Below are 14,956 nucleotides of genomic sequence, written 5' to 3' on the forward strand. Positions count from 1 at the left end.
TTTATTCTTTAAAAAATTGAGAAAGTTCAGCAATGTGTTCTGGCCCGATACCACAGCAACCACCCACTAAACTTGCACCTGCTTGCTGCCATTGTTTAGCAAAACCTAGATAAGCTGGAGCATCTAAGTCTTTACGAATTTCATCGAGACCATCGTTGGCAGTAGCGCTTTCATCTTGCGGTGGGAACGCGTTGGCATAAGCACCAATCTGCACCGACTCTGGAATGAGTCCTTTAATTTCATTAATTGCTTGCAAGATCACTTCAGGTTGGCAGCAGTTAAACAATACTGCTTTGGCATTTGATTGTTTGATGAAATCAGCCACTTGTTGCATATTTTCGCCTGAACGAAGGAGTGCTTGTTCTTGTTTAATCTCATCTTGCAACGTAAATGACACCCAATAGTCCTTACCATCTTGTGGTAATAACGCATGTACTGTTTCAACTTCTTTTAAGCATGATTGGGTTTCTGCTAACCAAAAATCAACTTCCGGTGCCAAGGTATTAATGATGGGTTCTGCAAGGTTTTTAGCCTGTTCAGGTTGGAACAAGTCGGCACGGTAAGAACCAAATAACGGTGGTAAGCAGCCTGCAATTTTGACATTTTTGCCGCTTTCTTTAACTGCATTTTTTGCTTGTTCAATCGCAACTTTAATTAAACGCACGCCGTCAGTTTCAAAGCGTTCTTGTCCAATATGAAATGGCACAACAGCATAGTTGTTAGTCGTAATGACTTCTGAACCAGCGTTAATAAAATCGAGATGTACTTCTTTTACTGTTTCAGGAGCTTCAATGAGTGCGAGAGCAGACCACTCTGGTTGACGAAACGGAGCGCCACGACGGGCCAATTCACGGCCTAAACCGCCATCTAAAATTTTCATAAATTACAACATAAAGGGAGAAAAATAATTTAGCTAATCTAGCGTGTAGATGGATCGTATTCAATCGCGAATATGCTCGATATATTTCTAAATAAATTAGATTGTTATGAATATTTTTTCTTAAAAGGATTTCTGTAGACGATGTTCAGTTTTACTGATGAACTTCATGTGAAAAAGATTACGTATTTATTTGAAAATATAGACTAAAAAATAATCTTATAACGCGCCATATTGTTGCCAACTTTCACCAGTGTGCTGAGTTTGATAATACGCTTTAAGCTGTTCAAGCTGCATAATGTGTATGCCTGACCAAATTAATAAACTGATGAATATTAAAACTTTAGATAAGCGACGAACTTTTTCTAGGCGAGCAAAAGCTAACAGTACAAAAAATAAGGCAGGTAAAAATATAAAGAATTGAACAGGGGAGAAAAATAAATGAGCAGTACTAAAATATAACGCTACTGCACCCATCAGCAGATTTAAAACAGAACATAGCTTTTGATATTTACCGAGCTTAAAAGAGAAGGCAGTTATGACAAGTAACACCGCTGAGCTGATGTAAATTGCTGTGCCGCCAATCATCCACATATAAAAACCGCTTACCAAAAGATAAGCCAGCAGTAAAACAAGCACGAGCTTAAAACCAAATGACAAGAGGCGAGGTGATGAGTTTAAAGGCTTCATAGTGAATCTAAATATCTCAACTGAGGTCTTAAAAAACAAAAGGACGAATCGAAATTCATCCTTTTGATATTTTACTTATACATCGTCAAACTTAGTTTGCTTTTGCAACTGGGGCAGCAGCAGTTTCATCGTTTGCAGCTTTGAACGGAGATGTGTAGTTCAAGCCAAGCGTAGAACTTGTGTATTGACGAACTTTGTCGAGTAACACAGGGTCTTTGCTTAAGTCTTGCTTATAAGACACTACAATTTCATGAAGCTTCTGATTCCACTTACCTTCAGTTTGCTGAGGGAAAGCTTTTTCAAGTAAGTTAAGCATGATGTATGGAGAAGTCGAAGCACCCGGAGACGCACCTAACAATGCAGTTACAGCACCATCTTTAGACGCAAAGATTTCTGTACCGAATTGAAGCGTTGCTGGTTTACCTGGCTCTTTCTTGATGATCTGAACACGTTGACCACCTTGGCTTAAACGCCAGTCTTCAGCTTTCGCATCTGGGTAGTACTTACGAAGTTCATTTAGACGGTCTTCATCTGACATCATGACTTGGCTCACCAAGTATTTAACAAGATCAAGGTTTTCCAAGCCAACAGTCGTCATTGGTAAAACGTTGTTTTTGTTGGTTGATGCAAGTAAATCAAGCTGAGAACCATTTTTCAGGAACTTGTTTGAATACGTTGCAAATGGGCCAAACAATACATATTTTTTACCGTCGATATAACGTGTATCAATATGTGGTACAGACATTGGAGGCGCACCAAGTTCAGCACGGCCATATACTTTCGCTGTGTGTTCAGCAGTAATTTTTGGGTTGTCAGTAATTAAGAACTCACCACCAACAGGGAAGCCAGCATATTGTTTAGCTTCAGGTAAACCGGTAAGTTGCAATAATTTAACTGCTGCACCACCTGCGCCGATAAATACAAAACGTGTTTTAACGTGATCTACTTTACCAGTTTTCAAATTTTTGAAAGACACAGTCCAAGTTTTGTCATCATTTTGGCTGATGCCAGTCACTTCAGTTGATGTCTGTAATTTGAAATTCGGGTTTTGATTTAAATGACTTACTAATTGTTTAGTGATTGAACCATAGTTCACGTCAGAGCCAACATCCATACGGGTTGCTGCAACTTTTTGACTAGGGTCTCGGTCATTCATCACTAAAGGTGCCCATTGTTTAATCACAGCTGGGTCTTCAGTAAATTTCATACCTTTGAACAACGGGCTTTGGATCATGGCAGCATAACGTTTTTCTAAGAATTGAACGTTATCGCCCCAAACGAAAGCAATGTGTGGAACTGGATTAATGAATGATTTTGGTTCAGCTAAAACGCCTTGTTTTACCTGATATGACCAGAACTGTTTAGCAACTTCAAATTGAGAAGCAACTTTTTCAGCTTTGGCAATTTCCATCTTACCGTTTTTCTCTTCGGTATAGTTCATTTCCATAAAGCCAGAGTGGCCTGTTCCGGCATTGTTAAAGCCGTTTGAACTTTCTTGAGCAACTTGGTCAAGACGTTCGTACATACGAATTTGCCAGTTTGGTTCAAGCTCAGTGAAATAAGTACCGAGAGTGGCACTCATGATGCCGCCGCCAACAAGAACAGCATCAACAACTGGCTCATCTTTTGCAGTTTCAACTTGTTTTGACGTTGTTGGTCTAAACAAGAATGCAATACCTGCAATTAGAATAAGAATGATTAATACCAGAAGGTATTTCAAAAACTTTTTCATGTAAGGGGGACCTTAAAATAAGTTATTTGAGTCACTTAAGGTGTGAGGAAACCTAGACAGCGTATCCAGACAAAACGGATATAAATGCGAAAGTAAATTCTCAAAATTAGAGAACTTCGAAAAAAATAAAAATTACTTGGGATTATCGCAAACACTCTATATTTTAGACTAATTTTGCATTGACAAGACAATTTTTATAATAAATGGGGTTCATCAAAATCATAAATATGATTTATATTTAATCAAATTGAGCTTTGAAAAGATAATTTAAGCCAAATATTTTTATTTAAATATTTGAAATCAAATTAATAATTTTAATTTGATTAAAGTTAAATCATTTGAAGAATATTTGCCTATAAAAATCGATTAATTTTTATTTCATATCATATTTATGTAAATAAGCTGCTCGTAAGCGCTCATTTTCTGTCATACATTGTTCTTATTAATATTGGTTATATAAAGATTAAATTAAGGGCATATCTCTGCATAAGAAATATGCCCTTTCAGATTTTATGATGCTACATAGAATGGTGCAGTTGAACGTGGTAACGCTTCACGTCCACGAATTTGGTCTGCAATTTTCTCGGCAATCATAATGGTAGTTGCATTTAAGTTACCGGTAATAATGAGCGGCATGATAGAGGCATCGACAACACGTAAACCACGCATACCGTGGATGCGACCTTGACCATCTACAACAGCCATTTCATCTTCACCCATCTTGCAGCTACAAGATGGATGGTAAGCTGTTTCTGCATGGTTACGAACAAAGTCATCAAGCTCTGCATCGGTTTGCAAATGTTTGCCCGGACTAATTTCTTCACCACGATATGGGTCAAGTGCAGGTTGCTGCATGATTTCACGAGTAATACGAATTGCATCGCGGAACTCGCGCCAGTCTTGTTCAGTCGACATGTAGTTAAACAAGATACTTGGATGCTCAAATGGATCTTTCGATTTAAGTTTGATACGGCCGCGTGAAGGTGAACGCATTGAACCTACATGAGCCTGGAAACCATGTTCTTTCACTGCATTACTACCGTTGTAGTTAATAGCAACTGGCAAGAAATGATACTGGATATTTGGCCATGTAAATTCATCCGAACTACGGATAAATCCGCCTGCTTCAAACTGGTTACTTGCACCAATACCTGTACCGTTAAATAACCACTCGGCACCAATTGCAGGTTGGTTATACCATTTCAAGGCAGGGTATAAAGAAACAGGTTGCTTACATTTATATTGTAAGTACATTTCTAGATGGTCTTGCAGGTTTTCACCTACGCCCGGCAAATCATGAACCACATCAATGTCCATTGATTTTAAGAAGGTACTTTGACCCACACCTGAACGTTGTAAAATTTGTGGTGACGCAATTGCGCCTGCGCATAGTAAGACTTCGCGTTTAACCAAGGCACGTTGCAAGTTGTTTTGGTCAGCACCAATAATGTATTCAACACCAATGGCTTGCTTTTGATTAAACAAGATTTTATTGGTTGTAGCGTGAGTCAGAATGGTCAGGTTTGGACGACCTTTTGCCATATCCAAATAACCACGTGCAGTGCTTGAACGGCGACCTTTTGGGGTAACTGTACGGTCCATTGGACCAAAGCCTTCTTGCTGGTAACCATTTAAGTCATCAGTACGCGGGTAACCGGCTTGTACACCAGCTTCAACCATGGCATGGAACAACACATTGTTGCCATTTTTAGGAGTAGCAACGGACACAGGACCATTGCCGCCATGGTAGTCATTTTCACCAATGTCACGGGTTTCGGCTTTTTTGTAGTATGGCAAACAGTCGGCATAAGACCAGTTTTCAAGGCCTTTATGTGTTGCCCATTGTTCTAAATCCATTGCATTACCGCGGATATAGCACATGCCGTTAATTAAAGATGAACCACCTAAACCTTTACCACGACCACATTCCATACGGCGGTTATTCATGTGTGGCTCAGGATCGGTTAAATAAGCCCAGTTATAGCGACGGCCTTGAAGAGGGTAGGCCAAAGCTGCCGGCATTTGTGTACGGAAATCCAAGCGATAATCTGGTCCACCCGCTTCTAATAATAAAACGGTGGTATCTTTGTCTTCAGTAAGACGCGCAGCGAGTACATTTCCGGCAGATCCTGCGCCAATAATAATGTAATCATATTCTTTAATATTCATAACTATCCTTTTTTTACTAACAGTTTGCCTGAGCAATCTATAAAGACTGCTCGGCATATGTGATTTAGGTTGAAGTGTTTAAAGCGATGGAGGCATTAAAAAATGCTTTGATAATCGCCAAGTTCAACTTGAATAGATTTGATACGGGTATAGTGCCCAAGCGTGGTCAAGCCATTTTCGCGGCCCACACCAGATTGTTTATAGCCACCGACTGGCATCTCGGCAGGCGATTCGCCCCAAGTGTTAATCCAGCAAATACCTGCTTCAATTTGGTGAATAATGCGATGAGCACGGCTGATGTCTTGAGTAACCACGCCGGCAGCTAAACCAAAGGTGGTATCGTTGGCACGACGGATGACTTCTTCTTCGGTTTCATAGCTTAAAATGCTCATGACAGGTCCAAAAATCTCTTCTTGAACAATAGCCATCTGGTCAGTGCAGTCGCTAAATACCGTCGGTAGTACATAAGCGCCTTTTGCAAGTTCGCCTTCTGTTGCGCGGCCACCGCCAATTAACACTTTAGCGCCTTGTTGTTTGCCTGACTCAATGAAAGACAACACTTTTTCCATGTGAGGGAAGCTAGTGAGTGGACCGAAGTTGGTGTCTTCAGCCATTGGGTCGCCAATGCGAATACGTTTTACACGTTCTACAACCGCTTTTTCAAAGTCGGCTAGAAGTGATTTTGGAACAAATACACGCGTACCGTTGGTACATACCTGACCTGAGCTAAAGAAGTTCGCCATGACTGCAATATCTGCTGCACGGTTCAGGTCGGCATCTTCACAAATAATCAGTGGAGATTTACCACCGAGTTCCATAGTCACTTCTTTTAGCGTAGAGCCAGCAGCACTTGCCATGACTTTTTTGCCAGTTTCCACACCACCAGTAAATGAGATTTTTTCAATCACAGGATGTTCAGTCAGCCACTGACCGATTTCACGACCAGCACCTTGCACCACGTTAAATACGCCGTCTGGAACGCCTGCTTCTGTATAGATTTCTGCAAGTTTAAATGCAGTGAGTGGAGTGGTTTCACTTGGTTTGAAAATCATGGCATTACCCGCAGCAAGGGCAGGGGCAGATTTCCATAAAGCAATTTGAATTGGATAGTTCCAGGCACCAATACCAGCAACTACACCTAACGGTTCACGGCGTGTATAAAAGAAACTTGATTCGCGAAGTGGAACTTGTTCACCTTGAATGGCTGTTGCAAGTCCTGCGTAGTATTCGAGTACATCTGCGCCAGTCACAATATCGACTGTAGATGTTTCGCTAAAAGCTTTACCTGTGTCGAGTGTTTCAAGACGGGCAAGCTCATCATTACGTTCACGAAGAATGTCGACAGCACGACGTAAAATACGTGAACGCTCCATGGCAGTCATGGCAGCCCAGATTTTTTGTCCTTGTTGGGCACTTTGTACAGCAGCTTCAATATCTTGTTCAGAAGCTTGCTGAAGAGTCGCGATTGTCTCGCCGTTGGCAGGGTTAATACTATTAAATGTTTTACCACTGGTTGCTTTAACGTAGCGTCCATGGATATACAATTGATGAACTTGTACATCACTCATTTTGTCTCTCCTGCAAAGGCTTGTTCGCAAATTGCAATTGCGTTTGTACATAATCGTAAGCAATGGAACGAGCAAGGTTGCTGTCAAATTCGTTATGACGGCTTAAACTGCCTCGTAACCATAATCCATCAATCAATGCTGCCAAACCTCTAGCGGCAACACTGGCCTGTTGTTCATCCATTAACTTAAGAAAATAAAATTTCAAGTTGGAGTACAGGCGTTGATCATTAATCTTTTGTAAGCGGCTTAAGTCTGGTACATGCATACTTGCTGACCAAAAGTCCAACCAGACCCGCATTGCTTTTTCATTGACCTGACTAATGTCAAAGTTAGAGTCGATAATGGCCTTAATCTGGCTCTCTGGATGCGAATCTGCTTCTGCTCTGTACTGTTCGGTTTTACGACGCAGAACATTTAACATTTCTTGCATGCAGGTATTTATCAACCCTTGTTTGTCGCCAAAATAATGGCTGACAATGCCGGTCGACAGCTCGGCTTTTTTTGCAATTTGTGCAATGGTGGTATTAGATAACCCCACTTCATAAATTACGTCGAGTGCAGCGTTCATGATTTCTTCACGTCGCACATGTTCTGGTTTTACTCTGCGTTTTGTCATGGTTGTCCACATCAGCACTTTGAGGGGTGCTTAAAATTCAACATGTTAACTTGCAGAGCATCATAGCACTTTTTTATCATACTTGTTATTGATTGAACGTTCAATCAATAACAAGTATGATATATAAAAATCAATGAATTTTTGAACAAGCTTCTAAAAATAAAGAGGTGAAATCAAAGGTTCTTAAGGATAGGATGATGCGCATAAGTACATTACTTATCACGTTATTTTGAGAAAAATACACCGATTGCAAGGAGCAATAAGATGGTGTTGAAAAGTGATGGATATTCTTCAGACCATATTCGGTTAAATCGTTTCGTATTTTGGAGTTCAGCAATCAGTATCGGTATTTTTGGCCTACTTTTTGTGCTGTTTCCAGAAAAAAGTCAGTTTTGGCTGACCTATGTACAAGAGCAAGTAAATCACTTTTTTGGGTGGTATTACATGCTGGTTATTGTGCTGTGTCTGGGTTTTGTTGGTTGGCTCGCTTTTTCAAAAGTAGGGCAGATTCCTTTGGGAAAAGATGACGACAAACCAGAGTTTAGTTATTTGGCTTGGACTTCAATGCTGTTTTCGGCAGGGATTGGTATTGCGCTACTTTATTATGGTGTGGCCGAACCTGTTGACCATTTTTTAAGACCGCCAGAAGGTGAGGCAGGAACGATTCAGGCAGCCCGTAATGCGATGACTTATAGCTTTTTGCATTGGGGGATTCATGGCTGGGTGCTCTATGCATTGCTCGGAGTTACTTTAGGTTACTTTGCTTTCAGACAAAACTTGCCATTAGCACTTCGCTCGGCGCTTTACCCAATTTTTGGAGAGCGAGTGCATGGCTTGGTGGGTGATTTTGTCGATGGCTTTGGAATTTTAGCGACGATCATTTCTTTGGTCACCAACTTGGGAATCGGAGCGTTGGTGCTGGTATCGGGCATTTGTTACTTACTGCCGCAAATTCCGGATAACTCTGCGACCTTAATTACTGCCGTGCTCATCATGATGTTCGTTGCTACGATTACGACAGTGGTGGGTATTGAAAAAGGCTTGGCATGGTTGTCGCGTATTAATTTACGTCTGCTATATGCCTTACTTTTATTTGTATTTTTAACGGGTCCGACAAACCATTTATTAAATGGTCTGGTACAAAATACGGGCGATTATCTCAATAATTTTATTGGTAAAAGTTTTGATATGTATTTGTACAATCAAAAAGCCAGTGGCTGGTTGGGTTCGTGGACTGTATTTTATTGGGCTTGGTGGATTGCATGGGCGCCTTTTGTCGGTATGTTTATTGCCCGCATTTCAAAAGGACGTACCATTCGTGAAGTAGTATTAGGTGTATGCCTGATTCCACTCGGCTTTACACTGGCTTGGATTTCGGTTTTTGGAAACACTGCAATTTATTTTATCTTGCAGCAAAAACAGAAAGTATTAGGTGATATGGTCTTAACTGATCCAGCATTATCTTTATTTAAATTACTCGAATATCTGCCGTTTAATCCTTACGTTGCTGGTATTGTTGTTGTAATTTGTTTCGTTTTATTTTTGACACCAGTTGGCTCTGGTACACTAATGATCGCTAATTTGTCCTCAAAAGGGGGCACCAATGATAGTGATTCACCGATCTGGTTACGCGTCTTTTGGTCTGTGGTAATTACCATTGTAAGTATTGGCTTGCTTCTAGCCGGTAGTTTTAACTCCATGCAAAGTGCTGTGGTGTTATGTGGTTTACCATTTTCAGTCATTATTTTGCTTTATATGTTTGGTTTAGCCAAAGCGTTAAAGCAAGATGATTTTGACCCTCAATTAGTGAAAAAACAGTTAGCTGTTTCAAAAGACATTTCAGTCCCATCGAATTGTGACCAGAATAAAGTGACCGAGGTTTTATAACCTCAATCGATCACATCTATATATTATTTTTTTGCGTTTAAAGTCGTCTTTTCATTGTTTTAAATAAGAGTGAAAAGACGAAATTAAATATTTTGTTTTTATTTTATTCCTTGAGGATTGTATGGCAACAGATAATCCAAGAGCAGTTGATGATTTAACATTATCTAAATCTAAAAAAGACCCGCTCAACCGTGTGGTTTTTTATTTTTCAGCTGTACTTATTTTAATTTTTTCTCTCGTCACGTTTTTATTCAACGATTTTGCAAATCGAGTCATGAATGCCGTGCTTCAGTGGGTAACTTCAACCTTTGGTTGGTATTATCTGCTGGCCGCAACACTCTATATGGCCTTCGTGATTTTTATTGCTTGCTCAAGATATGGCAGTATCAAATTAGGACCTAAGCATTCAAAGCCTGAGTTTAGTTTACTCAGTTGGTCTGCCATGCTGTTCTCGGCGGGTATTGGTATCGACCTCATGTTCTTCTCGGTCGCTGAACCACTATCTCATTACATGCAACCTCCGGTCGGAGCAGGGCAAACCTATGAAACAGCACGCCAAAGTATGGTTTGGACATTGTTTCACTACGGTTTAACTGGCTGGTGTATGTATGCCTTGATTGGTATGTCATTGGGATATTTCAGCTATCGTTATAATTTGCCGCTTACCATTCGTTCTGCACTTTATCCAATCTTTGGACAAAGAATTAATGGGGCAATTGGGCATAGTGTTGATACAGCTGCCGTGATCGGGACAATTTTTGGTATTGCGACGACCTGCGGGATTGGAGTAGTACAGCTGAATTATGGCCTACATGTGTTATTGGGGTTACCAGAAAATATCTGGATGCAATTTATCCTGATTGCTGTTGCGGTCGGTATTAGCGTTATTTCGGTGACATCCGGGGTCAATAAAGGCCTGCGGATTTTATCTGAAATCAATATTTATGTTTCGGTCGGGTTATTGCTGTTTATTTTATTCTTGGGAAATACCGAGTTTTTACTTAATGCCCTGGTCCAAAATATTGGTGACTATTTAACTCGTTTCCCTGCTTTAGCATTACAAAGTTTTGCTTTTGAGCAGCCTAAAGAATGGATGAGTAGTTGGACTTTCTTCTTCTGGGCGTGGTGGATTGCTTGGTCTCCATTTGTAGGACTCTTTTTGGCACGTATCTCAAGAGGGCGTACCATTCGTGAGTTTGTATGCGGTACCTTAATTATTCCACTTCTATTTACACTCACGTGGTTATCTATTTTTGGTAATAGTGCACTGCACAGCGTTATTTTTGAAGGCAACCAAACCTTAGCAGCGACGGTGTTAGCAAATCCGGCTCATGGTTTTTATGACCTGTTAGCGCAATATCCGGGCTTTACCTTTATCGCTTCAATTGCCACCGTAACAGGGCTTTTGTTTTACGTGACTTCTGCCGATTCGGGAGCGCTGGTTTTAGGTAACTTCACGACTAAACTTACTAATATTGATAATGATGCTCCACGTTGGTTAAGCGTGTTTTGGGCAGTGGCGATTGGTTTACTCACATTAGCCATGCTCATGACCAACGGTATTACCGCCTTGCAAAATGCAACTATTATTATGGGTTTGCCGTTTAGTTTTGTGATGTTCCTTGTGATGGCTGGGCTTTATAAGTCCCTCAGACTTGAAGATTACAGGCATGCTAGTCTCAGTATGAATGCAGCGCCAGTGGTAGGGAACGTGGATATTCTGAACTGGAAACAGCGTTTAACTCGAGTCATGCATCATCCGGGAACCACTGAAACACAGCGCATGCTAGATACGGTGTGTTTGCCAGCTGTTCAGGCTGTTGCTGATGAGTTGATTAAGCAGGGCATGAATGTGGACGTGCAGCAAACCCCGCTTGAAGATGAAGATACGCTTTACCATCTAGATCTGACTATCCATTTGGAAGAAGAGCAAAACTTTGTTTATCAGATCTGGCCTGTACGTTATAGCGCGCCTAACTTTAGCCAGCGTGTAAAACGAGGCAAGCAGTTCTATTTCCGACTTGAAACCTATCTTTATGATGGCTCACAAGATAATGATCTGGTCGGTTACAGTAAAGAACAGGTCATTAACGATATTTTAGATAAATATGAAAGACATATGACATTCTTACATATTAATCGTATTAGCCCCGGGAATCGTCCATTGTTCCCAGATCCACAAGCTTAAGAGGAAAATGCATGGCTTCTCCTTATCTACATTCTTTTGCTTTATTTTTCTCGTTGCTCAATCCATTTTTAATGAGCATTTATATGATTGGCCTGATCCGCCATTCAGAAGCCAAGGTGTTTAATAAAGCATTGATTCAGGGAAGTTTGATTGCTTTTGTCGTGTTCATGCTATTTGCATGGGGCGGCGAAACAATTTTTAGTAAATATCTGAATGTACGTTTTGAAGCCTTTCAGATTTTTGGAGGTCTTATCTTTTTGGTGATTGGCTACCGCTATGTATTTCAGGGTGCCGACACCATTGGAGAAATGCGTGGTGCTCCAGAACATCTGGCTGGCACCATTGCCATGCCGTTTATGATCGGCCCAGGGACTATTAGCGCTGCGGTAGTCACAGGGATTGAAATGTCAATTGGTGAAGCAGCCCTAGTGATTGCTTTTACCTTGTTTTTAACTTGCAGTATTTTGATTTTGATGAAATTTTCACATGATCATTTACGCTATAAACATGCCAAGCATATCGACCGCTATTTTGATATTGTCGGACGTTTATCCGCTTTATTAATTGGTACGATCGCCATTGATATGATCATTAATGGTGTGACAGGCGTCATTAATAAAGTTTAGCAAATCACTCATAAGAACCTGCTATGCCATTGAACATGGAATAAAATGGCATAGCATCTTCTAAAAAATTCTAAGATAAATAGAACAGCTTTAAAAAATAACTTTAAAAATAGTGCCTTAAAAAATTAAATTTTAAAAAACAATCAAAGATATTAAAAAATACGATGCTATGTTGTGGATTTAAGCATGTTTTTTTTGTGAATTATCAACCATAATGTTGACTGAGCTTGTTTTAAGACAGAGTTGAGCTATGCCTACATTAGATGAAATGACCACAGCAACTGATGATCAGTCTGAATTGACGATGTCAGTTTTGATGACGCCTGATATGGCAAATTTTTCAGGTAATGTTCATGGTGGTACGATTCTAAAACTACTAGACCAGGTCGCTTATGCTTGCGCAAGTCGTTATTCGGGTGGCTACGTGGTGACTTTATCTGTAGATAAAGTAAATTTTAAAGAACCTATTTATGTAGGTGAGCTGGTGACCTTCTTGGCAAGTGTGAACCATGTAGGTCGTACTTCAATGGAAGTCGGAATTCGTGTCGAAGCCCAAAATATCCAGAAGCGGACAGTGCGCCATACCAATAGTTGTTATTTCACGATGGTTGCTGTTAATGAACAGGGCAAGCCATGTGAAGTACCTCAATTAAATCTCAATACAGAGTGGAAGCGTTGCCGCTTTGAAGCTGCTGAGCATCGTAAAGTTTTACGTCTGCAAGAAAACCACAACCCATCTTGTAGCATGTATAAGAAAACTTCTTAAAAAAGATTGAATTAAAAAAGGATCGAACCGCAGCATGGTTCGATCCTTTTTTTCTTTACCAAAATTCAGCGTCCATTTTTCATTTCAGTAAAATTATCTCTGAGCTTGGAGGAGAATGCTGAGAGAATTAACGAGTTGCAGGAGCAGCTTCAGAAGCAGAACCCACAGCATCAGATGCAGCATTTGCAGTGTTTGCTTGTTCTTGAGTTGAAACAACAACTTTTTCTTCACCAGCAGTGTTATGTGCTTGGTCGTGCTTAGAAGCAGCAAAAGTTGAAGCAGCAGTTAAAGCAAGTGTAGTAGCGAGTAAAGTTTTAGCTAATTTCATTTTATGGCATCCTTAAATTTCATTTAAAAATAAATTAAACCTAATCGTTCATACATACCTGAAACCTGTATGGCTGAATGACTAAGCTAGGACACATGCTAAGCCGAGCTTGGTATTACATCAATTAACTTAACAATCTATTACGGCTATCTTAACAATATGAAATATACGGGTCATTTATGTGAGCAATCTGTAAAATAAAAGGGCTTAAATACACCTTAAAATGTGAAAAAATATTTCTTATCGAGTAAAAAAAAGCCAACTGTGTTACGTAAACCTAACACTCTGGCATGAATTGTGAATGCGCCTAAATAGAATATTCCGTTTGAATTATAATTATTCAGAGTTAATATAGATTTTAAATGAGATGTATGTCACATATTAACTATTTTGGCCTGATAATTGAAAAGTATATCTTCAAAGTTAAAAATCATTTTCATGCTACTTAAACAGTGATATATCTTTCTTAGTTTTTTAAACCTTGTTGATTTGAGCTGCTTGTGAAACTGATAGCCCCAAAAACTGTTCCCACCCATATTATTTCTGGTTTTTTAGGGGCAGGAAAAACCACATTATTACAGCATTTATTAAGCCAAAAACCTAAAGATGAGGTTTGGGCTGTATTAATGAATGAGTTTGGACAAATTGGAGTAGACCAACAACTCTTACCTCAAGATGCAGGATATGCAGTCAAAGAACTATTAGGGGGCTGTCTATGTTGTAGCAGTCAATTGCCGATGCATATTGCTTTAGCACGTCTTTTGAGTGAACAAAAGCCAGACAGGCTGTTTATTGAGCCGACTGGACTTGGGCATCCTTCTCAGTTATTTGACCAACTGACTGAGCCTCATTGGCAAAGTAGTTTAGCCATGCGAGCACTGATTACTGTGGTAGATGGTAGTCGTTTGCATGATACCAATTGGGTTAAACAAAACCTTTATGAAGATCAGTTAAAAGCTGCTCAAATTGTGGTGGTGTCACATATCGATGTGATGACTTTTGAAGATGATCAGGCGCTTGAACTATTAAAAGACGAATACCAACCTTATCACCAAGAGTGGATTAAAATTGAACATGGTCAGTTAGCCTTAAATAAAATTGATGTGGCTGCTCGTTTAACCGAGCGATCTATACAACCTTTACTTAAACTTCAAAAGCAAATGACTGAAACCGAAGTCGTAAGAGAAATTCAGCAATTACCTTATCATTATGTCGAGTCAGCGCAAGGTTATATTGTGGCTGGTTGGAAGTTGCCTAAACGCTGGAAATTCGATTTTTATAATTTGCTAGATTTATTATGTGCGCAGCAAGACTGGCTTCGAATTAAGGGAATTTTTAACACAGATCAAGGGTGGAAAGTTTTTAACTTTAATCCTGATCAGTTTAATTATAAGTCTGGTGAAGAGGGCATTGATAACCGTATTGAAATCATTAGCGAACATCACCATAATTGGTTGGCTTTTGAAACAGCATTACTTGCCTGTCAGCTTGAAGAGTAGAGAACATTAA

At 39.9% G+C, this 14,956-nt stretch carries 12 protein-coding genes; 5 read left to right on the forward strand and 7 right to left on the reverse strand.

Annotated elements, in window-relative coordinates:
- Window position 1: 1 nt before the first annotated feature.
- From AW165_RS07420 to betI, 6 genes are all read right to left on the reverse strand, one after another.
- Window positions 2–880 carry a homocysteine S-methyltransferase family protein gene (locus AW165_RS07420; protein ID WP_032055118.1) on the reverse strand — a complete coding sequence of 293 codons (879 nt, stop codon included), beginning with the start codon at window positions 878–880 and terminating at the stop codon, window positions 2–4.
- Window positions 881–1,096: 216 nt separating this feature from the next.
- Entirely contained in the window at window positions 1,097–1,567 is a 471-nt protein-coding gene (locus AW165_RS07425; protein WP_060465383.1) for a hypothetical protein, read from the reverse strand.
- Window positions 1,568–1,658: 91 nt separating this feature from the next.
- Window positions 1,659–3,299 carry a malate dehydrogenase (quinone) gene (mqo, locus tag AW165_RS07430; protein ID WP_060465384.1) on the reverse strand — a complete coding sequence of 547 codons (1,641 nt, stop codon included), beginning with the start codon at window positions 3,297–3,299 and terminating at the stop codon, window positions 1,659–1,661.
- Window positions 3,300–3,809: 510 nt separating this feature from the next.
- A complete protein-coding gene (betA, locus tag AW165_RS07435; protein WP_060465385.1) occupies window positions 3,810–5,468 on the reverse strand; it encodes a choline dehydrogenase in 1,659 nt (552 codons plus the stop codon).
- Between the two features lie 95 nt (window positions 5,469–5,563).
- The gene (betB, locus tag AW165_RS07440) at window positions 5,564–7,036 is read right to left on the reverse strand and encodes a betaine-aldehyde dehydrogenase (RefSeq protein ID WP_005075388.1); all 1,473 of its coding nucleotides are present in this window, start codon (window positions 7,034–7,036) and stop codon (window positions 5,564–5,566) included.
- On the reverse strand, window positions 7,029–7,652 hold the full coding sequence (betI, locus tag AW165_RS07445) for a transcriptional regulator BetI (protein ID WP_005070763.1): 624 nt from the start codon (window positions 7,650–7,652) through the stop codon (window positions 7,029–7,031). The genes betB and betI overlap by 8 nt, the downstream gene beginning before the upstream one ends.
- A 264-nt stretch (window positions 7,653–7,916) precedes the next feature.
- Here betI and AW165_RS07450 point away from each other — a divergent pair, with 264 nt between their 5' ends.
- From AW165_RS07450 to AW165_RS07465, 4 genes are all read left to right on the forward strand, one after another.
- On the forward strand, window positions 7,917–9,539 hold the full coding sequence (locus tag AW165_RS07450; RefSeq protein WP_060465386.1) for a BCCT family transporter: 1,623 nt from the start codon (window positions 7,917–7,919) through the stop codon (window positions 9,537–9,539).
- A 121-nt stretch (window positions 9,540–9,660) separates the two neighbouring features.
- Window positions 9,661–11,727 (forward strand): choline transporter, encoded by a 2,067-nt coding sequence (locus tag AW165_RS07455; RefSeq protein WP_060465387.1) that lies wholly within the window; start codon window positions 9,661–9,663, stop codon window positions 11,725–11,727.
- An 11-nt stretch (window positions 11,728–11,738) separates the two neighbouring features.
- Window positions 11,739–12,353, forward strand: a complete 615-nt coding sequence (locus AW165_RS07460) for a MarC family protein (RefSeq protein ID WP_002117499.1) — start codon at window positions 11,739–11,741, stop codon at window positions 12,351–12,353.
- Window positions 12,354–12,603: 250 nt separating this feature from the next.
- Window positions 12,604–13,119 carry an acyl-CoA thioesterase gene (locus tag AW165_RS07465; RefSeq protein WP_060465388.1) on the forward strand — a complete coding sequence of 172 codons (516 nt, stop codon included), beginning with the start codon at window positions 12,604–12,606 and terminating at the stop codon, window positions 13,117–13,119.
- A 127-nt stretch (window positions 13,120–13,246) separates the two neighbouring features.
- Here AW165_RS07465 and AW165_RS07470 read toward each other — a convergent pair whose 3' ends face one another.
- Window positions 13,247–13,447 carry a hypothetical protein gene (locus AW165_RS07470; RefSeq protein WP_000761577.1) on the reverse strand — a complete coding sequence of 67 codons (201 nt, stop codon included), beginning with the start codon at window positions 13,445–13,447 and terminating at the stop codon, window positions 13,247–13,249.
- 500 nt (window positions 13,448–13,947) lie between these two features.
- On the opposite strand from AW165_RS07470, the gene AW165_RS07475 reads away from it, so the two are divergent.
- Complete coding sequence (locus AW165_RS07475) at window positions 13,948–14,946, forward strand: CobW family GTP-binding protein (RefSeq protein ID WP_060465389.1); 999 nt, start codon at window positions 13,948–13,950, stop codon at window positions 14,944–14,946.
- The last annotated feature ends 10 nt before the right edge of the window (window positions 14,947–14,956 follow it).

Source organism: Acinetobacter sp. LMB-5, from assembly GCF_001541635.1.
Classification (GTDB): domain Bacteria; phylum Pseudomonadota; class Gammaproteobacteria; order Pseudomonadales; family Moraxellaceae; genus Acinetobacter; species Acinetobacter pittii.